Source organism: Gimesia algae, from assembly GCF_007746795.1.
Taxonomy (GTDB): Bacteria; Planctomycetota; Planctomycetia; order Planctomycetales; family Planctomycetaceae; genus Gimesia; species Gimesia algae.
On the sequence record NZ_CP036343.1, the window covers coordinates 7,670,461 to 7,693,206 of the forward strand.

Below are 22,746 nucleotides of genomic sequence, written 5' to 3' on the forward strand. Positions count from 1 at the left end.
TGGAATCAGAGGAATCGGGACATTGATTCCACTTTACTTGCGATTCTGCAGGTACGCAAGCAAATCCCGGATTTCCTGCTGAGTCAGACGCTGCTCCAGTCCTTTAGGCATGATCGAAGTCGGCGACTCTTTCATGACTTCAATCTGATCACGGGCGATCCGTACTTCGGACAGATCCGCGGTTCTGAGGTAGACGGTATCCGTCGATTCGCGACTGATGACGCCCGTATAAATACGTCCGGCATCCGTCACTACCAGATAGGAACGATAGCCACGCGCAAAGCTGGCGCTGGGAAGTGCAATCGCTTCCAGTAAATCTGTTCCGGTACGAATAGCACCAATTTTTGTCAGATCGGGCCCCACTTTTCCGCCGGAATCTTCGACCGCATGACAACCCGAGCAGGCTGCTTTCTTACCGAAGAAGATTTTGCGTCCTTCTTCCAGCCGTCCCTCTGTGAGCAGAGGCTTGAGAGATTCCAGGTGCGCCTTCTGCTGTGCCAGATCCACGCCCAGTTTCTTCAACAGCGGTGTCGCTGCCTGCTGAACCGATTCGGGATACTTCTGTAACAGGCTCGCCAGTTCATCCGCCGACAAGTTCGTCGCAGCGGAAGAACCATTCAAGCCCGTAATCAAAGCCAGCCCCACAGCCTCATCGACGCTTTTCGCATAAGCTCTTAACAGAACCGGCAGCGCGAGGGGCCCGGGTGCGTCCAGTTGTTTTGATAACTGGATTAATTGATTGGCAGATTGTGGCAATCCTGACAGTGCTCTTGCCGCCGCCAGACGATCCAGAGGCGGATACTCTTCATTCATTCGAGACATGAGAAAATTGAACGTACTCTGATCGATGCTTTTTAAATGGGAACCGACAGCGGAAAATGCTTCAATTCGCAGAGAAGCCGGCTGTTTCACATCCAGTGCTAAAGACGTTAACTGTTCATTGAGATCAGGCTGATCATGAGTCTGAGCAATGCGGACGACGAAAATCTGTAATTCAGGTTCAGCCGTCTTCAAAATCTGCCCCAGTGCAGAACGCCAGGCGACAGGAAACTCTTTCAACGTAGAACGCTGAATGACTTCCAGTAGAATCGTCTTTGCAGGCTCTGATGTTTCATCACTCGTCAGTGACTGAGCAATCAGTGATTGCACTTCGGGATCAGCAGACTGCGCGACCAGAAAACCCCGCAGTACCGCAGCCCGCTCCGAACTCAGCTCCGCTTCGCTCAACCAGGTTTTCAACAGCGTCATAGTTTCGCCGGCCCACCCCTCATGTTCTCCGATTATCGTCAGAGCCTCTTTCTGCAAAGCCGGATCATCGGTGTCCAGCAGGGGGGTTACCAGTTCCCGAGTCAGATTACCCGAGTTCATCTGGTCCAGAGCAATCAACGCCGCGCGGCGGACAGCCGGACTGGAATCATCCAGGCCAGAGAGAACCAGATCGCGATTGTCGATACGAATCAATGCATAGATGAGAGCATGCTCCAGCGTTCGATCTGGAGTCCCGGATTTGATTACATTGAATAGAGATTTCACTACCGACTGCAACTGTTCATCCGAAACAGAGTCACGTCGCCCTGCCTCACAAATGCGCCCCAAGGCAGTTGCCGCGGTACGTTGTACGGGGGGTTTGTTCTGTTTCAATAACGCGATTAACTGATCAACTGATTGCGAATTTCGCAACGTCCCCAGCGCTTTCGCTGCCGTCATCTGCACACTCTCCGAGGATGCCAGACCGTTTTGAATTGCAGTTACTGCTTTACCTGTTCCAATGCGCGATAATGTCCAGACCGCATTGCGTTTACTGGTATCATTATAAAAGGAACCGCTGGGTGATTCGATTACTTTTGCAAGCTGAGGCACAGCCAGATCGCCAACACGGGCCAGTTCTTCGATGGCCTTCTGCTGCACAAAGGGACGTGTGTCGTTCAACAACTGCAGCTTGCGAGGGGGTGACAATGATTTCCAGTCCAGAGTTAGACCATAAGGATCTTTCAGCGCCGGTGTGCCTGTCTTACGAATACGATAGATGGCTCCATGAATGTCTGGCTTGGAAATCTGAGATTGGGGACAACCAATGCGGAACCAGCCACCAGTGTTAATCACCAGCAGGCTGCCATCAGCGTCTTCGATGATATCAGTGGGATGAAAGTCGGGATCATCTGAAACCAGAAAGTCTTCTTCTTTGGTTTCAAATGTGGCTCCGTTACGTATCAGCTGGGAGCGTATGACTTTGTGAGTATTAAATATCGTCGTGAAAATATTGCCTTGATATTCTGGTCCGAACTGCGATCCCCGATAGCGTAACATGCCGGAAACGGCGACGTGACCAAAGCGGGTGATCGGTCCCAACAGTTCTCCCGTGCGTTTGAATTCAGCGACACAATCCTCAAAGTGAGGATAGACGCCTCCTTCCAGCCAGTGCACCAGACAGTCCACGCGGGGACGGTTCATTAAAATATTTACCGAACCAATCATTTCCCCTTCGGGAGTGAAATCGATCTCGACGGGATTATCCATACCGCCACCACAATGCACCTCGATATCGGAGCCATCGGGGTTACAGGAAAAGATCCGGGCGGCCAATCCTTTGCTGGTGACCTTGCCTGACTTATCTTTGAATTCGTGACCGTGTCTGCCATCACACCAGTAGAGCCGTCCTTCCGGCCCACGAAAACATCCGTGGATACTAGCCGCATTACCAGAGAAGCCGAACGAATCGACGATAATCTTCCGCTCATCCGCCACGCCGTCGTCGTCGTGATCCGTCAGCTTCCAGATATTGGGAGGACTGGCAACATAGAGTGATCCCTCGTGCCAGAGTGCGCCCATCGGCAGGGTCAACTTATCCGCGAATACCGTACTCTGATCAAAGCGTCCGTCGCCATCCCGATCCACGAGCATGCGAATCATACTTTTCGGTTCTTTAATCAACTGGGGAGCACGCGTGTTTTCTCCCGAACTTTCTGCAATGAACAGCCGCCCGCGATCATCAAAACCTGCCATCATTGGATATTTTGTCAGTTCACTGTTAGTGACCCGTTCGATACTGAAACCATCCGGAACGCGGGGCAGATCTTCCGCCGTCGTTTTCTCTATTGGAAAAAACAGAACAAGAATCACGATAACAAAACCATTCAAGAGCGATTTGTACTTCGGCAAAAGATTCACAGCAGTCACCTTTATCAGGCAAGAAATAAGTCAATGGATGACGATACCCAGGTAAGCTCTCAGCGAGGACCTGACATTGTAAACAAAGTAAAGAATGCACACAAACAGCATTCTGAAGAATTCATAAGATTCCCAACTGTACAAAACAGAGACTGATCGCGTTCGAATTTGATGATATGAATTGAACTGCAATTGAGAGTGGATTTCTCATGTCCTGATATCACGGAATGTTCGCACCTTGAAAAAATAAAATAAATCACATCTTATTCCGGCAGTTCCAGGCGGCATCTTTCGCAAAAAAACCGTTTTCGTCGCGAACTGGCGGAATCGATCATTTCGCGGTTTTGATGCCTGCGGTGAAAATTTCTGACCGCTTTTTTCCCGCTATAATTCCTACGTAACGCACAGCACTTCACCAGTACACAAGGGAGTTTTCAAATGCAGACAACAGACATTTCGACGCGAAAAACACTGACCGAAAAACAAGAGGCCATCTACTCATTTATCAAACAGGAAATCACGCAACAACGTCTATCGCCTACAGTGCGGGAAATTGCAGAACAATTCGGCATTCGATCATCAAATGGAGTGATGTGTCATCTCCGCGCGCTGGAACGAAAAGGCTGGATTAAACGGGATCACTACCTGTCACGTGGCATTACTCTGATTGCAGAACCGGTCACACAGATGATCACACTCACTCCAGGTGAAGCCGGTTGTATCGGAGAAATCTATCTCGGATGTGTCGGCGTGAAAGATCGCAGTGTCACGCTGGAACTGATTGCACCTGACACGATGGGAGAAGTTCGCAAAGATCCTTGAGTAATTCTGCATTATAGAAAATGCCCTGAAGTCAAATCATGCCTTAAAACCTGGCTGGCAAAACATATTTCATACCTGGAGGATTTATCAGCATGGATCAAAACCCGGAATCAAACGAGACAGATGAACTTCTGCCTTTTAACAGAGACTCAAGAGCTGGATCTGAGAACGTAGCATCCGCATCAGAAATTCCAGAGGCACTAAAAAACAGTTATACCAATCTGCTGACGATCGAAGATGAATACGAAGGTCTGACATCAGGAGAAGCTTCAACCGATGTACAGCAATGCAATGAACTGTTGACGAACCAGGAACAGCAGATGCAACGGCTGGCTCGCAAATTGAACCAGGAAAACTCGAAGCTGGAACGATTGAAGGGCGATCTGGAAGAAGCAGAGGTCTGCCAGGCAATGGCACAATCTTATGAAGCGGCGATCGCAGGCTGGCGTGAAATGATCCAGGTTTTTGAATCGTTTCATCAGTCTAACATTCACAGTCAGCCGGCATTTTCATTGGCAGAGCAGACTTGGGAAGACCTGAAACATGTGGAACAACAGGCTTTAACCGAACTGGAAAATGAGACTACATGGGAAGTAATCCATACTCCCTATGGCTCAACAACCATTCCGAAGCAGGAAGGCCTGCTGCCAGATGAGATCAAGATCGAAATCCTGGGTGATTATCTGCCTGTCTCTATTAGAACAGAAACAGCACGCCTTGCTTTAACCCAGTGTCAACAGGGAACAGCCACTTATGCAGTGAGCTGCCTCTAAACTTCTTGAACTGACACATTCTAAATCACATTTAATTATTTCACAGGGAAAGTACGTCCATGGAAAACCAGTTTTCAGAAACCGATATTGATGAAATTACCTGCCGCACTATCAACGGTCAACTTGCCGAATGGGGTATTGATTTCTCGCAGTCGCGCGTGGCACAACTCGGGCACACTCAAATCGAACAGCTACAGTCCTGGATCAATGCTGGTGTGGAAGCTGACGAAGCATATCGGGCTGAGTTTGCCGCGCTGCCAGATTTTATGGAGAGTGAATTGCTGGAAATGAAAGGAGAATTAGCATCCGGCTCTCGGGAAGAAATCATAGAACAGGCAATCAATGCCTGTGAAGCAGAAGTACCGATCACTGAAAACCCATATCTGCTTGATACCACGGGCTGGCAGTTGTGGCGCAAAGCCTATTGTTACTGGTATCACGGCGAGTCTCTTGATTTTCTGGAAGAAGAGGCTGCAATAGAATCCAGCAGTGAAATTGCATTGCCGCAGTTGGCAATGACACAGGAGTTGGCTGAATTAATTACTCATTTCACTCAAGCAGACGATTCACTGAAACAGCTTCGATTCAAACTCAAACAGACAAAACGGGAACGAAATGCCAGTCGTAATAAACTGATGATGTTTCTCAAACAGAATTGTCACTCGACTGAAGCAGCAGTAACCATCATAAAACATCCATCACAAGCAGTAAGCAGCCCAAAATCGGAGCAGAGTGAACCAGTTAATCAATCATCTGAGTTACGCGAACCAATCAGCATTATACGCATACCTGTTGCCGGTCCGGAAACAAACCGTGTCGAAGTTTTTCTGCAACAGATCGGCGACGGAACCTGGCGGGCCGGCCATTTCTGGTCTGTGGAAAGCAATTCACAAACCGGACAGATTTCACGTGGTAGTCAGTCTCCTGAACGAAGACAAACGACCTTTTCCACGGATACCTCTGCGCTGATAAATGAAACACTGATACTCAGCAGAAAGCTCAGTAGCGACCCTGAGATTCAAACTCAAATCGTCGACTATCTGAATCTTCTGGAAGAATATCCAGGTCAACTGGATCTCTGCAGTAACTGTCATCAGCACTGGCTCAGTGAAGAGCTGGACCTTTCAGGATGTTGTCCACAGTGTTCCAATGACTGATCTTCTGCGAGCCAGTTTCAATCGGAGCAGAATTCTTTCGAGTCTCTCATTTTCTCTTGCCTTGCCTACTGAATCTTGCCATAGTTTAAGATAGTTTATAAAAGCGGATCCCGGATTTCAGGCCATTTATTCAGAGGTGGAGGCTTCCTGTGCAAGATCAACCCGAAAAAGCAGACCAGACTCAATCTACTATAAGCCGCAGACGGTTTCTGGCAACTTCTGCATCGGCAGCCGCCGCGATTGGATTCGGTGCGCCCGCCATTGTGCGGGGAACCAACCTGAATGAAAAGCTCAACATTGCTATTATTGGTTCTGGGGGACGGGGCGGCAGCAATCTCCGTTCGGTCTCTTCAGAAAATATTACGGTTCTGTGTGATGTGAATGAACAAAATCTGTTTCGCGCCTCACAGAGTCATCCCAAAGCAAAACAGTTCAAAGATTTTCGCAAAGTTTACGATCATCCGGATCAGTTTGACGCTGTTGTCGTGAGTACCTGCGAACACACTCATGCTTTCGCGACGCTACCGGCGCTGCAGATGAAAAAACATGTATACTGTGAAAAGCCTCTGACCCACAGTGTCTGGGAAGCGCGCGTCATTCGAGAAGCGGCTCGAAAGGCGAATGTCGCCACTCAAATGGGTACTCAGATCCATGCGGGAGATAATTACCGTCGGGTTGTTGAACTGATTCAGTCCGGCGCCATCGGCCCGGTTCAGGAAGCTCACGTCTGGGTGTCACGAGCCTGGGGCTGGCATCCTTCGGAAGAAGCCGCGCGTGCAGCAAAAGATCTTGTCTACTCGGAAAAACGACCAAGCCATTCCGATGAGATTCCTCAAGGACTGGACTGGGATCTCTGGTTAGGACCAGCTCCAGAACGCCCTTTCAATAATATTTATTTCCCGGGGCCCAAATGGTACCGCTGGTGGGATTTTGGGAATGGTACCATGTCAGACCTGGGCAGCCACTGGATCGACTTGCCTTTCTGGGCACTGAATCTGGATTACCCACTCACAATTGAAGCGGAAGGACCGCCGATCCAGAAAGAAATCGCACCAGCTTCGATGCAGGCCATTTATGAATATGGTCAGCGTGGCGAGATGCCCCCCGTCACTGTGGGCTGGTACCAGGGAACAAACAAGCCTCAAATCTGGAAAGATGGTAAAATTCCCCAGTGGTCTAACGGCGTTTTATTCGTCGGTGAGAAAGGCATGCTCCTTTCCGATTACAGTAAGCATGTATTGCTACCTGAAAAAGAATTCGCCGACTTCAAACGCCCGGAGCCATTCATTCCAAAATCTCTGGGACATCACGCAGAATGGATTCATGCCTGCAAAACCGGGGCACCGACAACCTGCAATTTCGAATACGCGGGCCTGCTCACTGAAGCCAATCACCTCGGTAATGTCGCCTATCGTACAGGTAAAAAACTGCACTGGGACACCCAGACGATGAAGGCCACGAACGCTCCTGAATCGGACCAGTATATTCGACGTGAATATCGTAAGGGCTGGGAATTAAGCTAGCTTTGAATATTAATTCAATGTGTCATAATGAATTTGAAAACGCATCAGATTCCTAAGAAAACCTAAAGGCTAACCCGGGTATTACTGCTCTCGATTTTCATCTTGTAGTTCTGACTGCAGCATTATTGCGGACCTGCACGACAACACTTTTTTTAACTATTTCATTTCAGTTTTTTGATTGCCGGAAACAACTCAGAATGGATGATCAAACTTCCAGTCTCTGGCAACTCCCTCAGTATTTGCAATCATTGATTCAGTCTGAACTCAATGAAGGGGAGAAGATCATCTGGGTCGGAACTCCGATTCCCAGACGTTTTTGTTTGCGATCAATAGGCCTTGTATTGTTTGGTATTCCCTGGACAGCTTTTGCACTATTCTGGATTGCAGGCGCGGCTGGATTTAAACTTCCTGATTTTCAAAAAGGCTTCGATTTCTTTCCTCTGTTTGGAATCCCCTTCGTCCTGATTGGCCTGGGTATGCTGAGTTCACCACTCTGGATGCTAAGAAAAGCCCGGAATACAGCCTATATCTTAACCTCAAACCGGGCGGTTATCTTAACCGGTGGGATGAAAACAGATATCCGATCATTCGAACCAGAGCATCTTGGAAAATTGCATCGAAAACAATGGAAAGACGGCTCTGGGGACCTCATATTTGATAAAGAATTCCGCTTTGAGAAAGAACAACTCACAACGACAGCACGACCTCGGCTTTCTGGCAATTCAGAATGTAAAACAAGTTGAAGATCTTATAAGACAACTGCTAGCAGATTCGAAATAAAGCAGTACCTGATCAGAACTGGATTGTGAATCAATTCCCAATGTTGATCCGAAATACTCTGGCAAACCAGATTTATTCTGGAACTCAATTTACGTGAAATAAAATCAGTTAATTACCGCGAACAGAAGTGTTATACACAATTTATTTAACTGCCAATGAAAAACTGATGTAGTTGTAGCCCGCTTTTGAAAGTCCAGAGTGAATCCGCTATCTCTAAGATGAGTCTTGCGTAAGTTGAAAGACATTTCTCCATGTTTGGATGGTTTCGCTCAAAACCAGTTTGTCCTGTATCAGCAGAAGAAAAAGCATGGATTGAAAATCGTTTTTCATGGTTGATCGGCGAATTCGGGATGCAGAGACTCACAAAAGGAACTCTCATACTACCTACCACTGATTTTTTTCCGGAAGAGTATCATCGAACGGCTGACGAGATTCAGAAAATCATGGATCTTGTTGCTGAATACATGAACGTTTCCCCTTCCATTTTACGACTTAATTTCTATGAAGATTTTCGCCCTGAAATAGAAGGTATGTGGACCGCAGGCTCGGTAGGCATGTATTCTGAATCGGCCAGGAAATTTGATATCTGGCTGGAAATTCATAGCCTCGAAAATCCACTCACCGTCATTGCTACGCTCGCACATGAAATCGGACACGTGCTACTACTGGGACAACGACGTATTTCGCATATTGAGGAAGATCACGAACCGTTAACCGATCTTTTGACTGTATATCTGGGACTAGGTTTGTTTTCAGCTAACGCTGTCATGCAGGAACATTATTGGAACGATGGCCCCCTATCAGGTTGGAGCATGGGGCGACAAGGGTACCTGAGTATGGAGATGTTCGGTTATGCATTTGCTCTGTTTGGAATTGCACGTGGAGAAATTGCTCCAAAATGGCTCTCGCAATTAAGATTAGATGTACGATCAGCATGCAAGCAGGGAATGCGATATATCACAGAAACGGGAGACTGTAGTTGCGAGTTTGTAACTCCGCGATAGGACACACTTCGTTTTTAGAAGCGCAAAATCAGCTCAATCAGTAGAGTCGTACAATACTATTTCTGCGTCGCGATCACAATTCCGCCCTTGACCTCTGCTGCCTGTTCATCATCGAGTAAACCCACCCCGGCCCAGTTCGTCAGATGCACGATCTCTCCATGTGGGGAAAACAGATCAATGTAATCACTCAGGCGGTTATAGATTACGCCATCATCAGCACACCGCCCAGTGAAGTCCGTACAGATCTGCAGGACGAACAGCCCGCCCGGTCGTATGAATTCCATGATTTTCGGGACGTGCTCTGAAACATTCACCCCGGTTGATGGGCAGACCTCGTGTAATTCCCGATGAAACCAGCTCATTCCTCGGCAGTAGATCAGATCGAAATACCCTGTATCGAAGTGGTACGGTAGATCCGATGCGCTGGCGTTGATGAAAACCGCCGTTGAACCGCGTGCATTCGCCCCCCTAACGCCTTCGGCGGACAGTTCGACACCGAACACGTTTAATCCGAAACTGGACAGCAGGGACGCATGCAGGCCCTTGCCGCAACCCAGATCCAGTACTCTATCACCGGGCTTTAAATCGAACCGGTCAATCAGATGTTCCTGCAGCCAGCCCCGTTCCCGTTCTGGGCTGTAATCAAAATCGCTGGTGGCGTACTTCCGATCATAATGGCCAATGTTTCGAATCTCTGGCATTACGCATAATCCTTTTTAAACAGAGCGATCAAACGCTCCTGGCTGGAATCTTTCACGATATCGAGACGAGCGGGACAGCGTCCCACCAGATCGATAAACTTTCGCACGCTGATCGGATCTTGAACGTGACCAGGGCAGGCCCCGGTAGTCCACATGTACGGCACACTGATGATCGCGGTTTCGCAACTGCTGAAGATCTTGTCCACGAACGGAATCAGCACCCTCGTTTCAAAATGCTCTAATACCTGCAGGCAGGTAATCACGTCGGCAGCCCGGTCGCATTCCAGCCAGTCCACCTGGATGCATTCGACGCCGTCCATCTCCGGGAACGACTGATCGTTGACGGCAATCCTTCGGTCGAATTCACCCCACTGAGCAACCGGCGTGTCAGCACACCCCACATCGAGAAGGGTGCCGCCGAACGGTTCGAGCCACTGCTTGACGATCTGATAGTAGTTCAACTCCTTGCGTTCATCCCAGTAGCTCATACAGGTGAATCCTCCCGTCTACCTGAGAAATATTCTTTCAGTTCCTTGCGCAGCTGCGGCTTGTCGCTGTTCCAGCACCACAGACCGTTATCATCAATGGCAACATCAGAGCTGCAGAACTGATTCCGTTTCAAAATATCGATGCGTGTTTCATAACCCCGATTCTCTCGAGAGCCGTGCCACAGGTGCCGGATCTTTCCGGAGACCACGCCCACGTCCGAATTGATGATGTTTAACTGGTGTTGTTTCCATGCGGCGAATTCAGCAGAGGGACGCTGCAGGCTGGCGAACTGTCTTTCAATCCATGTGTTATCTGGAACCAGCGAGGCGATGAATCGAGTATCGGAACTGCCGAGAATTTCCCGGTCATAAATTCCATTCGGAATGGCATCGAGCCGCGCCGCGATCGCCCCGCCTGGCGGACCATAATCGCGAATCCCCAGGCGGTTCTTTTCTGCCCAGCTGTGAAACCGCCGTACCACTGACGACTGATCCGGTCCCAGATAATCGATGTACTGAAACAACTGCAGTACCTGGTGTTTTTCAAGCAGCTGTTTTGCCTCTTCAAACCAGTTGCGATTATTGAACAGCAGATCGGCATCGATCCAGGCAACCGCGTCCACGTCTTCCGGAAGCGACTGAATCCCGATATTGATCAACCACTCTTTCTGCCACATCAGGTTGGTTTCATCGCCATGGATTTTGATAGAATCCTCGAATTCGAATTGGCCGTTGAAACTCAGCTCTACCAGCGTGACAGGATGTTCGATCTCCCGCAGAAACCTTCGGCAGTTCTCGACAGGGGCTCTGTAACCACAGGGGTTGAAATGGCAGGAGACGATTGCCATATTCCTGATCGGTGCATACCGACCCGTTCTGATGGTTGGCTTGGATAGTTCGTCGTCGTTCCGTTGCTCGAAGTAACCCGCCACCTGCCCGTGCATCTCCAACTTGTTACTACACCACTCCCAGAGTCCGTCTGAATTGATCCTGACATCGGTATCGGGGTTGAAGTCATGGTCGAGCAGATAGTTCGCCCGTTCGACATACCGCCGATTCTCACGCGTGCCGTGCCACAGGTGTCTGATTGTGATCGGCAGGTGTCCGACGCGACGCTTCACCAGTTGCTGCTGCTTTCGAGCCCAGGCATTAAATGCTCGCTCATGCGCAGGCGTGATACGCTTTTTAAATCCGAAGATAGATTCCAGCCAGGTGTGCATCATATATGAATCACCGCCGCCGATAATGTTCAGATCGTAAAGGGGGAACAGTTCGCGCCTGGCCGCCCAGGCATAACCTGATTTGTATGTGCTGGTCTTGAGGTTGCGCAGCTTCTGGAAGACTTCACCGGGATGTGTCTCAATGACGATACCTGCTGAGTCGGTCATTTCCACCGATTGAAACAACTGAATCACGGACAACTGCTGCAACATCGCTTTCGCCTGGGCGGCCCAGTCGTCTTCCAGAAACAGCACATCAGCATCTATCCACGCGATCGACGTGAACCGCTCCGGTAGTGACTCGACCAGAATATTGAGCAACCGTTCCTTCTGCCACATTACGTTGTCCTCATTGCCTGTAGTGTGTAAGGCATCGGGAATCACAAACTCCCCTGTAAAGGACAGCTCGATCGTGAACAGTTCCGCGCCTTTCAGCTGCTCGCGAAAATGAAAATAATTTCGCTTGATCGAATCGTAATTACAGGGATTGAAGTAGCAGGCCACAACGGCCAGTTCTCCAGTGTGATCGGGCAGCGGTTGCTCTGCATTTCCCCAGCCCTCACACGTGGAACGGAATTTGATAATTCGTCGGATTTCATCACCGTGCTTCCGGCAGAAATAGTTGCGTTTGAATTCGCAGACTTCACAGAGTTGTTGTTTTGCTTCGGGTGTCATTCTACGTCCTGGTCAGATCTTGGTACGTGTTTTACATCGATGTAGGGAGGGGCGAAGTAGTCTTCCAGATCAAAACTCTCGCCCTCAGTGGTTGCGTCTCTGTCTGGCTTCAGCGGGTAAATCACTCCTGACTTTGGCTGTCCGTAACCCTCTGGAATCACCGGGTCCACACTTGCCACTCGTAGCGGCGGCAGATCGTAAGGAATGATATTCAAAAACCGATACGTCACCCCGGATGCAATCGGGCAGGTGAAATCGTCAGGGGCTTTGTAGACTCCCGGCCATGTGCCTGAACCCAGAGCGGTGGCAGCGGAGGTATTCAACAAATCGACAGACGGCGGGTCATCGATAACCGAATATGCCCGCTCGCCCAGCCCTGCAATATATGCGTCCCGGTCTTCAATGCTGCCGAAAACAACAGTTGAGGTCTGCACTGTATCAATAAAGTTTGCCGTCTGAATGATGTCCAGACTGATTCTCCATGCTCCCGGAGTCACCACATTACTATCTTCAAGAATCAGCGTGAGAAAGTGTATTAATGCGTCATGGTGCCGGGTAAACGATGTCCACGATGGCAACGGGGGATCGAACCCACCAGGCACATAAAATGGAATCGAACTACCATAGGATCCGACTAATTCTTCGCGGTCGATGCCGTAATCAGACACCCAGTCAGGCCACTCTGCATCAGATGCTGAACTCGATGGAACTGTATATGCCAGATTGCTATCCGCTTCAAAATTGCAGTTGAGCAGCGAGCCATCTGCTTTCTTCGGAATCTTCTGGTAGATCGAATACATGACTATCGACGATGAACCGGGTTCATTCTCGACAAACGGGGTTTCGCCTATAGAAGCGTCACCATCGTAGTTATGATACAGCCAGTCTTTGAAAGTCGGCACCGTCAGCTCCCAGACTGTCTCTGAGTTCTGTAACTTCGCCGCACAGCGATGGCAATCGAACTGCCGACGCGGGCACTGCTTCTGAATCAGGCTCATCGAGCAATTACAGTTAGAGTTTGACATCAGAGTTCCGGGCTCCCGTCACCGTTGTAGTCGCGACACTCATTCACGTCAGATACCCAACCTTCACCTGGGAACCACTGGGCAGTTCCCAGCGAGCCCGGTGCGACTGCGTCATTCACAGTGTTGTCGTCACCATCCCACTCACCAATCAGCGGAATAGGGTAATGCACTTCGGCATCCATTTCAGCATCCGCAAGATCAGTTTTAAATACATACACATCAAAGACCGCAGCTTCCGGGATATCCACTTCGAACTCGTCGAACACCTGCCCCGCCAGTTTACCCGCGAATTCAATCAGCCAGCGTCCCGGCCAGATAGATACCTTCAGATCTTCCGCATCGATACCGGGCAATTCCCCGATTTTCTCCGCAAGATAGGCAGGTGTCAGTACGCTAGATGTAAGACTGATTTTGGATGTCTCTGAGTCCCCCATCGCCAGCTTGATCGACCCATTAACATCATCACCCACAAACGAGACCCACATCTTGTCATTGCCGCCAGTGTCTTTATGAAGCACAGATACGGGCACCGGATTGTCACCATCAACGCGGACAGCGTACTTCTGCCCGGATCTCAGATCGCCATCGTAATCGTAGCTGTCGGACTCGTAAGTTCTCACCACATAATTTGAATATGGTTCCTTCGTGATAAAATGAATCGGCGGCGGTACTGCGAGTTGATTCGCCGGAGCGACGAACGCGAACAGATTCTCCGTGCTGTCCTTGTCCTCTTTTTTCACGCCTGTAGTGAGTTTGTAGATCCCGTGAACATTCCACCCGAGCAGCTGGTGCTGGATCTGGAACCGGCTAGCTTTGGTCAGATCGTTGGGGAGCTTCAGGTGCCCCGCTGGATCACCGACCAACTGCTGCACGATGCCTGTGCCGTAAAGCTTCTCCAGACCGTCGAGGGTCGCGTCTGACAGCCTGCTGTTCGGGTCCCTGACGAATCTGCCGAAGATCTTTTCGTTGTCGCTCTCATCGCCTTCGTAGCGCACGAATGCGGGAGTGTAGGTCATTCGCCCCTGATACCCTTTGCCAATTGAGGCAGGGCCTGTGAAAGCGTAGTTAATGCCGTTGGTGACATACTTCGGGACGTTCCCGTCTTCGCCGGGGGTTTCATTCTGACCGGGTGCGGTGATCCCGACCGGCAAACGGATCTCGTGCACCAGGTGATCATCATTCAGATTACGGATTCCCACGACTTCGACAAGTGAACGGGGAGGAATCAACAGGTCTTTGTCTTTGCGGCGGCTGTCTTTATCGACGATCATATCGTCGCCCACATTCAAGCAGGTGAACCACTGGCCGGGACTGTCTTGGGAAGAATCAAACATTATGTCCCTTTCGTGTTGACCTGTTCGGTTTTATCAACGGTGCCGTTGTGTTTGGTGATCATGTCTTTTAAGGCGAGATTTCTTTGCCTCTGGTCAAAGTCCGGCACCACCACATTTACTTCTGAGTTACGGGAGACGATGGTGGTCATGCCGCCTGAATCAGTGCGCTGGATGGCCACCTGTTGAATGGCGCCATCCAGTTCGATTTTCTTCAGCCCCGCGTAGACTCCCGATCCAGAATCTTCTGATTTAATCTTGATGTTCTCCACATCGATCGCGGCGAGAGCCTGTTTCTCCAGCTCTTCGGTTTCGTTATTGTCGAGCACCTCAATCAGCTGAAAGTAATCATTAACAAAAAAAGCTGTCTTGAGTTCATACACTGCCTGATAAGCCTGCACGATTTCGTTTTTGATCACGACTTTCGTATCAGTTCCACCGGGAAGTTTACGGGGGTTGTCTTTCAATCCACTGGGCAGCGGTGCGGGCTTTGTGCGGTATTTGGCTTTCAGTTCTTCGGTGTGCGTAAAGCGAGCCGGTTCCCCGACCAAATTCTTTAGAGGGGTAGCAATCTTTATGTGCAAATCCGCAGCGTCGGTATAGGTCTCGTCTTCGAAGGTATGGTGTTGTACCAGCGGTTGATTGAATTTAATGATGCCCAACTCAGGCATTACACTGAATTGACTCACTTCGATGGTGTGCAGCTTCTCATCCGCAGTCAGTGTGTTGGTCAGGCTCTGCGGGTCGAAGTATTTCCCGCTGATTTCAGGAGGTCGGCGAATCAGTTTCTGGGAATAGGAGTCGATTGCCAGTTCTGCACGGGTCTCAAAAATCGGCAGGATCTGCTCGAAGTCTTCGAGGATGTAATTACCTTTCCTGCCGGTGCGGGGGTTGACCTGCTGCGGTCCGGGGAGCACAGGCTTGGACCCCGCAAACAATTCGCGGCGTGCTTCGGAATACTTTTCCTGCAGTTTGTCATATTTCTTATCGCCTGGACGGCCCCCATCGTTGACCAGTTCCCCCAGCTGAGCACCCAGATCATCGTACTTCTTGCGCAGCACCTCTTTTTCAGCCGTGCCCGCAGGATACTTCAGGCGGTAGCACTTATAAACAGTCTCAACAGCAAGGGCGTATTGATCCTTCCGCTTTTTGTATTCAGCATCAGATGGTTTTTTGTCGTACTTGATTTCGTCGAATTTGCTGCGAATCATCGACAATGTCGGGGGGGGAGAGATACTCCAGTCTAGTACGCCTTCTTCGTTCTTGGGTGTGTAGCTCAGATGATAGAGGGGTCGCCAGTCACCGTCTAAATCCAGTCCAACCGGTTCGAGTTCCCAAAGTGCTTCATGCATGGAGATCCCACCGAGTACCGTGACGGAATCCGGTGTTTCCGGCAGGTTCGCTTCAAAGCCACTTGACATCAGGTCCTCAGTGGGCAGCAGTGCCCCTTCACCGTACTTGCGAATTCGCACCCGATCATCCCAGCCTAAGCAGACACGATAGCCCAGAAGCGTCACCAGTTCGTTTAAAGCCTGTGCCGGGGGGATGCGGTCCCAGTGTACTTCAGGAAAAATCTGATTGCGATACGGGAGTGCCTGTTTCTTTTCCAGATCCAGCAGGTCGCGGGTGTCGTAGTTCTTTTCTCCCATCGCTTCCAGGCACATGTCAGCCAGTTCACGCGGCGTTTTCTTTTTGCGGGGTTCGATCACGCCATTTTTCTTGACGTTCCAGTGACCCGAGAAGCTGCCGTACTTCCACTTCCAGCGTCGGTCATAGACCGGAATCGTCCAGTTAATCGAAGTTGCCGAGCGCCTGACATTCGCTTTGTCAGGTCGGCAGCCCTGCAGGAGGATCTGCGTGTGGCCTGTGCGGGCATCGTTCGTGTATTCGTCGAACTGAAACAGCAGATATCCGTCTGGCTCAATCGGCGTGTAATCGGGGTCACTGGCATCGAGTGTCTGAGGAGCCATTTCGATCTGACACACGTCAGGCGTAATGCCGTGCGAGCGCGAATAGTTCGCACTGACGATCTGCTGAATGCCCGGATAAATGACAGAGCCGATACCCTGATCAAAGTTGCTCATGACGGTCCTTAGCTGACGGCGGTGATAGTGACGGTGTAATTAGATCCCAGATGCAGTGTGCTCAGGTCACTTACGTTGTGCATCACAATCACTGGATCACCAATCGCTTTTGAGTCGTCGTAGACCTCGGACTCTTCAGAGTATTTGTTGATCACAGTCACGGTCTTTGCGCGGCGATCCTGGTTGAAGTTCAGCACTGCTTCCCCGGCAATGTCGATCTGCGATGCCGTGCCGGTCGAGTTGTAATTCAACCCACCATCAACGATGTTGAGATTCGCATGAGCCCCTGCGTAAATCGTGGTTGTGCCTGCAGTCTGTTCGAAGGTAGTTGTCGCGGAGTTCAAAGTCAGTTCCCCACCACTCTTAACCACATCGGTGAATGACACACCAGAGCCGCAGAAGACGATCGTATCATTCGCAGCATCGTCGAAGAATGCCTGTCGTAAGGTCGCCACGGTTGAGACCTCAGCGGGGTAGTAAGCAATACCGACGTGCCCCCGGTTGACATTGACCACATTACTGGCATGCGTTCCGAGCAGCAGAATCGCAGGGGTATTACCGTCTGGGCTGTCTCCGGAATTGGTAATCAGAGCAGTCGTCTGAACGGTGCCGAGATTGATTTTAAGACGTTCCGATCCATCGCCCTGCTTGTCACCGATGTTGAGCAGAGTGGCCCCGATCTTTAAGTATTGGTCGCGGTACTCGGAATATGAAGTTGTGCCGCCTGTGTTCGTGCGAGGCAGGCCGATATCGCCCGTAAAGGTCTGTTCGATGATCAGGGCAGCCAGCGTGACAGCGGACTGGTCGAGGCCATAGAGGATGCTGACACTTGATTCACTGATATAAACCGTATCGCCCGTTTCAGGCACCGTGTTCGTGCTCCAGTTGCCTGCCACATCCCAGCAGTTCGGGCCGGAATTGGCTGTTGTTTCAGTCTGAAGAATTGGTGCCGTTGTCGTCGTGACTGTCATGTAAGGAGCTGTTCCACCTTCCTGAGTTGTCTCAACAGACCCCTGATTTTTAACCATCGACGATAAGTCTGTACCTGTCAGATTGCCCCCAAAGGTCACGTCAATGAATGAGTCTGGGAACGGACCGCCCGAGCAGGTGACATTGCCCGTGCCAATCGTAGAGACTGCTTCAAAGATGTCCTCCAGTTCAGAAGCGGTCTGATTGTAGGCAATCGCCTGACTGATTCCTGTACCATAAAAGATACTGAACTCACCAGAACCGGGAGAGCCGGAAATACTGATACGCTGTACTTCGGCTGTGCCTGCTGCGCCTGCCCAGTTCTTTACCCAATAGCCAATGACGCCGCTGCCGGACAAAGCTACCGTCAAATCGGTTGCCTGATTCGCCAGATCGCCCTGAAAGGTAAGTCTGATTCCATGATACCAGTCAGTGTAGAGGTATTCGACGTTTACATTCCCCTCCCCAATAGAAGACAATGCCTCAAGTGCCGTCTTGACCTGTGTCGCTGTTGCATTATTAGCCAATGCTGTAGTTGCCTCGCCATTGATAAAGATATTCCATGTGCCAGCGTGCCAGTCTGAGTAGAGTTCTACAAATTCTGTGAACTCGGATTCGGTGTAACTTCCACCGCCAGTCAGGTTGCCAGAGTCAATCGACGCACTGAAGCTGTCTGCCCCGATGTAGTTCCTGATATAAAGATGCCAAGTCGCCCCACTGGTCAAGTCATGCCCCGCTGAAGACGACGCACCTACAACCCTGATGAGTTTCCCATATGAAGAAAAATCATTTGCAGCAATATTGGTGTCGATCAGACCTTGAAATCCTGCAATTGTGACATCGTAGGGAATGTCAGTCATATTCAGCAATGTGTCTGCCGATCCAGCCCCACTGGGAGTCAGTTCAACCGACAGATCAAATGTGCCGCCAGAAACATCTGTGTCACCAGTGATTCTGAAATGTCCCTCTTCATTGTTGGGGTCATTCTCCCAGATCGTCCAGACTTCATTACCACCGCCACCGCCTGCCGTCTGTTCTGCGATCGTCACGTCATCCATCAGACCACCTGTGAGATTCGCCCCATTAACCACAAAGCTGTCTGCGTTCACGCCCACGAATGAACCCTGGAAGGTCAGCGTAAATGGCCCGCCGTCAGACCCTGAAACGCCCACGTCATCAACGGCAATTCCGGTCAGTGATTCAATGGCGGTCTTGAGGTTTGCGGCTGAAATGTTGTACGCGAGATTCGATGATGGTGTGCCTGATTCACCATACTGAATGGTAAACGTGCCGCCTGTCGCGCCGCCCAGGTCAACCACCTGAGTCTCTGCGGCTACGGTTAAGCTGTCACCGTTTGCCCCGATTTCAGAGACGTTTTCGCCCGCCAGATCGCCTACAAACTCAATGGTGTAAGGCCCACCGTCTGAGCCGGTCACCGTGGCATTGCCAGAACCAACCGTACTCAATCCGGTAAATGCAGTTTGTACTGTTGCTGCTGATGCGTTGTATGCAAGTCCGCTGGTAATCTGACCGCCGAACGCCAGCGTAAAAGTACCTCCTGTCGGAGTACCCACAATTGTGAAAATTTGGATCTCGTTGGTGCCGCCTGTCATGCTGAACGAGACCACGAACGGCTTGCCAGCGGTATCTGCAGTCAGCGTAAAAGTACCTGCAGCCGTTCCAACTGCCGCCGTAATCTCTGCAAACTCCGAAACCGTGGAAGCATTCCAGAGACTGACGAACGCTGCAGCAACGCTGGTTGCCGTCGCATCAGCGAGCACTGTATAAGATAGTGGCTGCAGACCGATCATGGCAGTGATTACCATCCCTTCTGAAACTTCATCGGGAATCGTGATCGTAACAACGCGGGCAGTTGTAGGAGCACCGCCGTTCCATTCGTGTGAAGCCATAATGATAATCCTTTATGCAGTTGGGAACGCCTGATTGCGTTCGAATGTGTAGTTCCAGTGAATGGGATATTCCAGTCCGACCCCGTTTTTACGTCGGACGGTTCCCTGGTTGATTTGTCTGCGGTCTACATGTTCGTAATCGGGGTAGAGGGGTACATTGGGAGTCGGGTATGCCCCGAGCCCAACCTTCATGCCCGATTGCACAATCGTGATGGGAGAGGTCTCTGTGAGTTGCTGGCGCTGGTAGTAGCCGGTGATCGTCGGGAGCAGTCCGAACCTCGGACCTCCTGAGCCCGTTGTGTTAAAAGACTCCTCGTACTTGAGGACCTGCGGGGCATCGAGATTGATCTCCTGAAACGATACGTCGGCTTCTACACTGATGGCATAACTGCGGAAGGTGGTCAGTTCCCCGTTGCCAGTGTTGGGGAAGTGCGGCAGAACTGTGACACGAGTCCCGGTCAAAGTGTTGGCGCTGATCAGTTGATGCATCACCATCGATCCCTTTTTCCAGACCAGGTCTTGCCCCTGAATGGAATACGCTGCAAGCAGGGCAGCGAATGCTTCCACCAGTTCGGAATCTGAATCGGCCTGAAGAAATCCCGTGATATCCCACTTCTCGGTATAGCCGTAGATGAATCCATCTTCCGCTTCCAGACCGGCGCGGGAGATAATGCAATTGGCCTCATTGTCTGGGCGATCGTCGTCGCCATACGATAGGATCATTGATAGCTCTTCTGCTGTAACTGGAATTGCGCGAACTGCTGTTGCATATCTGTATGACTCTTTTCCATTTCGGCTTGCATTGCCTTTATGCCGCTCAGAGTAGCCATGCTCTGCTGGTGGATGGCATCTACTGCGTCCGCGTTGGCCTGACGAATATCATTAGCGCTATTCCCCAATCCGGTTACCAGATCGGTAAACATGAGCTTTAGTTCGGCCTCGAACTTCACGCGTGCCTGAGTGACCTGATCGAGGTTGTTCGCACTTGAAGTCACTGACTGACCGGCCACCCCTTCCAGCTTTTTACCTTCGATCAGCTTCTGACGGTTCTCATCGGCTCGCTCCTGGGCATCTGCGATGTCGTTTTTGGTTTGGCGTGACCCGAAGACTTCCGTGAAGGTGTCTGCCCCCTTCAGCTTGCTGCCTTTTTTCGAGTAATAGTTGGTGATCTGATCCTGACCGACACCCGCTTCTTTCATGATATTGATGTCGCGTAGAGTCAGCTCTTTACCGGACTTGATCTTTTCCGCAACTCCGATGGCATGTTTCTGCAGGCCGGGATTGAGTTCGCCCAACTTGGCGTTTAATCCTTTCTCTTCCAGACGCTTCTGCTCCTGAAGAGTGACCAGCCTTTCCCGGTCCGCCTTCAGGGCTGCTTCGGTTGCCTGGTTCTGAGATCGGATGATATTGAGTCGGTTGACTTCAGCATCGTAGAGCCGTTTCTGCGCTGACTCCCGATCGTTCAGAAGCCTTAACGCAAGATCATTGCTCGCCAGGCGATTATGATTCAGGCGGTTCTCTTCGTTAATACGGCGATCTGCCAGCTCTGCTTCTGCGAGCTGGATTTCACGCACTGCTTCCAGCCTGACGCGTTCCGCGTTCTGAAGCCCGGTTTCATTACGGGCTATCCCCTTGGCTTCACTGACGCGATTGCTTGATGACAATAGCTGACTCTGCAGGCCGAGGCGTGTGGTCTCTTCTTTGGTGTAGCGGTCGCGATCCCTGATCAGGGCTTCGCGCTTCTTCTCTGCTTCAGCCGTTTTCTTTACGGCTTCCGCTGCATCACTTGAGGCTTTCCTTAAATCAAGAATAGCACCGCTGGCTCGACCGCTGTTTTCCCCAAAATCGTAAAAGACCCCAAGGACGGTTTTTGCACCATCGTGTAATGCTAATCCCAAGGCCGCTAACCCAATCCCCACGGCAGCCATCTTTCCCACTATGGCAGCACCAGCCAGCACAGACCCGCCACCAACGGCACCAGCGCCTACCCCGCCGGCAGCGCCTGCGACAGCTCCACCAACAACTCCACCGCCAGCACGCCCAGCCGCCGCACCTCCTGCCTGCCCCGCGACACCGCCCACTACTTGAGTTGCACCTACTCTTAGGTTGCTGGCTGCCAGCAGGTTATTGTGTGCTGTCTGGGCTTTCGTCGCGGCACTCAATGCAATCAGGGCCTCGCGACCCTTCCACCAGACATCAGTAGCTCCCTTGAAGACGCGAACCCCTTTCTGGATCATCTCGAAGTTTTTGGCGAACTTCTCAAAGTTTTCTTCGGAGACCAGCCCGAGCTTGGCCATGCCCTCTGCCATGTCAGCCATACCCTGGATGGCTTCCACAGCAGATTCATTTGCCTTTTGGTTGGATTCAATCCTGGTACGATCGTACTCTTTTAGTTTTTTTGCAAAGAGCTTTCTTCTTTTATCGTACGCTTCCATGTCCTTTGCGTACTGCTCAATTCTTTTATCAGACTCGTCTTTCGCATCCTTGGTCATGCCTTTCTCATTGCGAGAATTCATGTCACGGGTTCGCTTGGCGGCAACCTCGGCTTGAGATGCGGCAGAAATCGCTTGAAGTGAGAATTGTTCTGCGATAGTCTGGTTCTTTGGGTCTCCCGCTAATTTCAGGGAGATAATCACATTTCTTTGCACGTCAACCATTATTTTCCTCTGAGCGATGCTATGTCAGAAAAGACCATCGAACTAGTTTTTGGTACTCTTGGAATTCCCATAGTCATCCTTGCCATCTGGCTGATGGTCAAATACGGTGGATTAGAAACCCCCAAGCAGGTCAAGGAACGCGAACAACGCGAAGCAGAAGAATTCGAAGCCATGCCCCCCGAAGTCCAGCAACTCCACATCCATGCAAAGAACAAAGTCGCGGAGTTCAATTTCAACCTGATCGTATTTCTCATCACTTCCATCGCCTCTGGCTACCTGATTTATCTGTGTGTTAGATGATCCGCCCGATAGCCCCCACCCACAAAGCAGCAACAGCCAGAGCCGATCGCATCAAGCAGGCTGAGCAGCAACTCAAAGCCGCAGAGAAGCACGCCCTCAAAGAGAACTTGGCATATGGGGCCATCTTCTTAATTGTGTGCACAGGCTGCATCCTTTTGG

General features: G+C 50.7%; 17 protein-coding genes. 7 read left to right on the forward strand and 10 right to left on the reverse strand.

Annotated features, from left to right (window positions below; translation table 11 throughout):
- Window positions 1–33: 33 nt before the first annotated feature.
- Window positions 34–3,168 (reverse strand): PVC-type heme-binding CxxCH protein, encoded by a 3,135-nt coding sequence (locus tag Pan161_RS29245; protein ID WP_145232247.1) that lies wholly within the window; start codon window positions 3,166–3,168, stop codon window positions 34–36.
- A 438-nt stretch (window positions 3,169–3,606) separates the two neighbouring features.
- Here Pan161_RS29245 and Pan161_RS29250 point away from each other — a divergent pair, with 438 nt between their 5' ends.
- From Pan161_RS29250 to Pan161_RS29275, 6 genes are all read left to right on the forward strand, one after another.
- On the forward strand, window positions 3,607–3,990 hold the full coding sequence (locus Pan161_RS29250; RefSeq protein ID WP_145232248.1) for a LexA family protein: 384 nt from the start codon (window positions 3,607–3,609) through the stop codon (window positions 3,988–3,990).
- Between the two features lie 92 nt (window positions 3,991–4,082).
- Window positions 4,083–4,763 (forward strand): hypothetical protein, encoded by a 681-nt coding sequence (locus Pan161_RS29255; RefSeq protein ID WP_145232249.1) that lies wholly within the window; start codon window positions 4,083–4,085, stop codon window positions 4,761–4,763.
- A gap of 59 nt (window positions 4,764–4,822) precedes the next feature.
- Complete coding sequence (locus Pan161_RS29260) at window positions 4,823–5,920, forward strand: hypothetical protein (protein ID WP_145232250.1); 1,098 nt, start codon at window positions 4,823–4,825, stop codon at window positions 5,918–5,920.
- Window positions 5,921–6,069: 149 nt separating this feature from the next.
- On the forward strand, window positions 6,070–7,443 hold the full coding sequence (locus tag Pan161_RS29265) for a Gfo/Idh/MocA family protein (protein WP_145232251.1): 1,374 nt from the start codon (window positions 6,070–6,072) through the stop codon (window positions 7,441–7,443).
- Window positions 7,444–7,640: 197 nt separating this feature from the next.
- Window positions 7,641–8,186, forward strand: a complete 546-nt coding sequence (locus Pan161_RS29270) for a hypothetical protein (protein ID WP_145232252.1) — start codon at window positions 7,641–7,643, stop codon at window positions 8,184–8,186.
- A 288-nt stretch (window positions 8,187–8,474) separates the two neighbouring features.
- A complete protein-coding gene (locus tag Pan161_RS29275; protein ID WP_145232253.1) occupies window positions 8,475–9,227 on the forward strand; it encodes a zinc metalloprotease in 753 nt (250 codons plus the stop codon).
- A 56-nt stretch (window positions 9,228–9,283) separates the two neighbouring features.
- On the opposite strand, the gene Pan161_RS29280 is transcribed toward Pan161_RS29275, so the two are convergent.
- The 9 genes from Pan161_RS29280 to Pan161_RS30810 are packed head-to-tail and all read right to left on the reverse strand — an operon-like array spanning window position 9,284 to window position 22,287.
- The gene (locus Pan161_RS29280) at window positions 9,284–9,928 is read right to left on the reverse strand and encodes a class I SAM-dependent methyltransferase (RefSeq protein WP_145232254.1); all 645 of its coding nucleotides are present in this window, start codon (window positions 9,926–9,928) and stop codon (window positions 9,284–9,286) included.
- Window positions 9,928–10,416: a class I SAM-dependent methyltransferase gene (locus Pan161_RS29285; protein ID WP_145232255.1), complete on the reverse strand. Its 489-nt coding sequence runs from the start codon at window positions 10,414–10,416 to the stop codon at window positions 9,928–9,930. Before Pan161_RS29285 ends, Pan161_RS29280 begins: the two co-directional genes overlap by 1 nt.
- The gene (locus tag Pan161_RS29290) at window positions 10,413–12,311 is read right to left on the reverse strand and encodes a hypothetical protein (protein ID WP_145232256.1); all 1,899 of its coding nucleotides are present in this window, start codon (window positions 12,309–12,311) and stop codon (window positions 10,413–10,415) included. The genes Pan161_RS29285 and Pan161_RS29290 overlap by 4 nt, the downstream gene beginning before the upstream one ends.
- Entirely contained in the window at window positions 12,308–13,336 is a 1,029-nt protein-coding gene (locus Pan161_RS29295) for a hypothetical protein (RefSeq protein WP_145232257.1), read from the reverse strand. The genes Pan161_RS29290 and Pan161_RS29295 overlap by 4 nt, the downstream gene beginning before the upstream one ends.
- The gene (locus Pan161_RS29300) at window positions 13,336–14,670 is read right to left on the reverse strand and encodes a hypothetical protein (protein ID WP_145232258.1); all 1,335 of its coding nucleotides are present in this window, start codon (window positions 14,668–14,670) and stop codon (window positions 13,336–13,338) included. The genes Pan161_RS29295 and Pan161_RS29300 overlap by 1 nt, the downstream gene beginning before the upstream one ends.
- Window positions 14,670–16,751 (reverse strand): hypothetical protein, encoded by a 2,082-nt coding sequence (locus tag Pan161_RS29305; protein ID WP_145232259.1) that lies wholly within the window; start codon window positions 16,749–16,751, stop codon window positions 14,670–14,672. The genes Pan161_RS29300 and Pan161_RS29305 overlap by 1 nt, the downstream gene beginning before the upstream one ends.
- Before the next feature lie 8 nt (window positions 16,752–16,759).
- Window positions 16,760–19,630, reverse strand: coding sequence for a hypothetical protein (locus Pan161_RS29310; RefSeq protein ID WP_145232260.1), 2,871 nt, complete (start codon window positions 19,628–19,630; stop codon window positions 16,760–16,762).
- Window positions 19,631–19,642: 12 nt separating this feature from the next.
- Window positions 19,643–20,353, reverse strand: coding sequence for a hypothetical protein (locus Pan161_RS29315; RefSeq protein ID WP_145232261.1), 711 nt, complete (start codon window positions 20,351–20,353; stop codon window positions 19,643–19,645).
- A complete protein-coding gene (locus Pan161_RS30810) occupies window positions 20,350–22,287 on the reverse strand; it encodes a coiled-coil domain-containing protein (protein ID WP_197995584.1) in 1,938 nt (645 codons plus the stop codon). Before Pan161_RS30810 ends, Pan161_RS29315 begins: the two co-directional genes overlap by 4 nt.
- Before the next feature lie 21 nt (window positions 22,288–22,308).
- On the opposite strand from Pan161_RS30810, the gene Pan161_RS29330 reads away from it, so the two are divergent.
- Complete coding sequence (locus Pan161_RS29330; RefSeq protein ID WP_145232263.1) at window positions 22,309–22,587, forward strand: hypothetical protein; 279 nt, start codon at window positions 22,309–22,311, stop codon at window positions 22,585–22,587.
- Window positions 22,588–22,746: the final 159 nt, after the last annotated feature.

What these genes read in the sequence shown, in the direction of transcription:
- Pan161_RS29250 (WP_145232248.1), top strand. Translation starts at nt 3,607, where the DNA reads ATGCAGACAACAGACATTTCGACGCGAAAAACACTGACCGAAAAACAA.
- Pan161_RS29255 (WP_145232249.1), top strand. Translation starts at nt 4,083, where the DNA reads ATGGATCAAAACCCGGAATCAAACGAGACAGATGAACTTCTGCCTTTT.
- Pan161_RS29260 (WP_145232250.1), top strand. Translation starts at nt 4,823, where the DNA reads ATGGAAAACCAGTTTTCAGAAACCGATATTGATGAAATTACCTGCCGC.
- Pan161_RS29270 (WP_145232252.1), top strand. Translation starts at nt 7,641, where the DNA reads ATGGATGATCAAACTTCCAGTCTCTGGCAACTCCCTCAGTATTTGCAA.
- Pan161_RS29275 (WP_145232253.1), top strand. Translation starts at nt 8,475, where the DNA reads ATGTTTGGATGGTTTCGCTCAAAACCAGTTTGTCCTGTATCAGCAGAA.
- Pan161_RS29280 (WP_145232254.1), bottom strand. Translation starts at nt 9,928, where the DNA reads ATGCCAGAGATTCGAAACATTGGCCATTATGATCGGAAGTACGCCACC.
- Pan161_RS29285 (WP_145232255.1), bottom strand. Translation starts at nt 10,416, where the DNA reads ATGAGCTACTGGGATGAACGCAAGGAGTTGAACTACTATCAGATCGTC.
- Pan161_RS29290 (WP_145232256.1), bottom strand. Translation starts at nt 12,311, where the DNA reads ATGACACCCGAAGCAAAACAACAACTCTGTGAAGTCTGCGAATTCAAA.
- Pan161_RS29295 (WP_145232257.1), bottom strand. Translation starts at nt 13,336, where the DNA reads ATGTCAAACTCTAACTGTAATTGCTCGATGAGCCTGATTCAGAAGCAG.
- Pan161_RS29300 (WP_145232258.1), bottom strand. Translation starts at nt 14,670, where the DNA reads ATGTTTGATTCTTCCCAAGACAGTCCCGGCCAGTGGTTCACCTGCTTG.
- Pan161_RS29305 (WP_145232259.1), bottom strand. Translation starts at nt 16,751, where the DNA reads ATGAGCAACTTTGATCAGGGTATCGGCTCTGTCATTTATCCGGGCATT.
- Pan161_RS29310 (WP_145232260.1), bottom strand. Translation starts at nt 19,630, where the DNA reads ATGGCTTCACACGAATGGAACGGCGGTGCTCCTACAACTGCCCGCGTT.
- Pan161_RS29315 (WP_145232261.1), bottom strand. Translation starts at nt 20,353, where the DNA reads ATGATCCTATCGTATGGCGACGACGATCGCCCAGACAATGAGGCCAAT.
- Pan161_RS30810 (WP_197995584.1), bottom strand. Translation starts at nt 22,287, where the DNA reads ATGGTTGACGTGCAAAGAAATGTGATTATCTCCCTGAAATTAGCGGGA.
- Pan161_RS29330 (WP_145232263.1), top strand. Translation starts at nt 22,309, where the DNA reads ATGTCAGAAAAGACCATCGAACTAGTTTTTGGTACTCTTGGAATTCCC.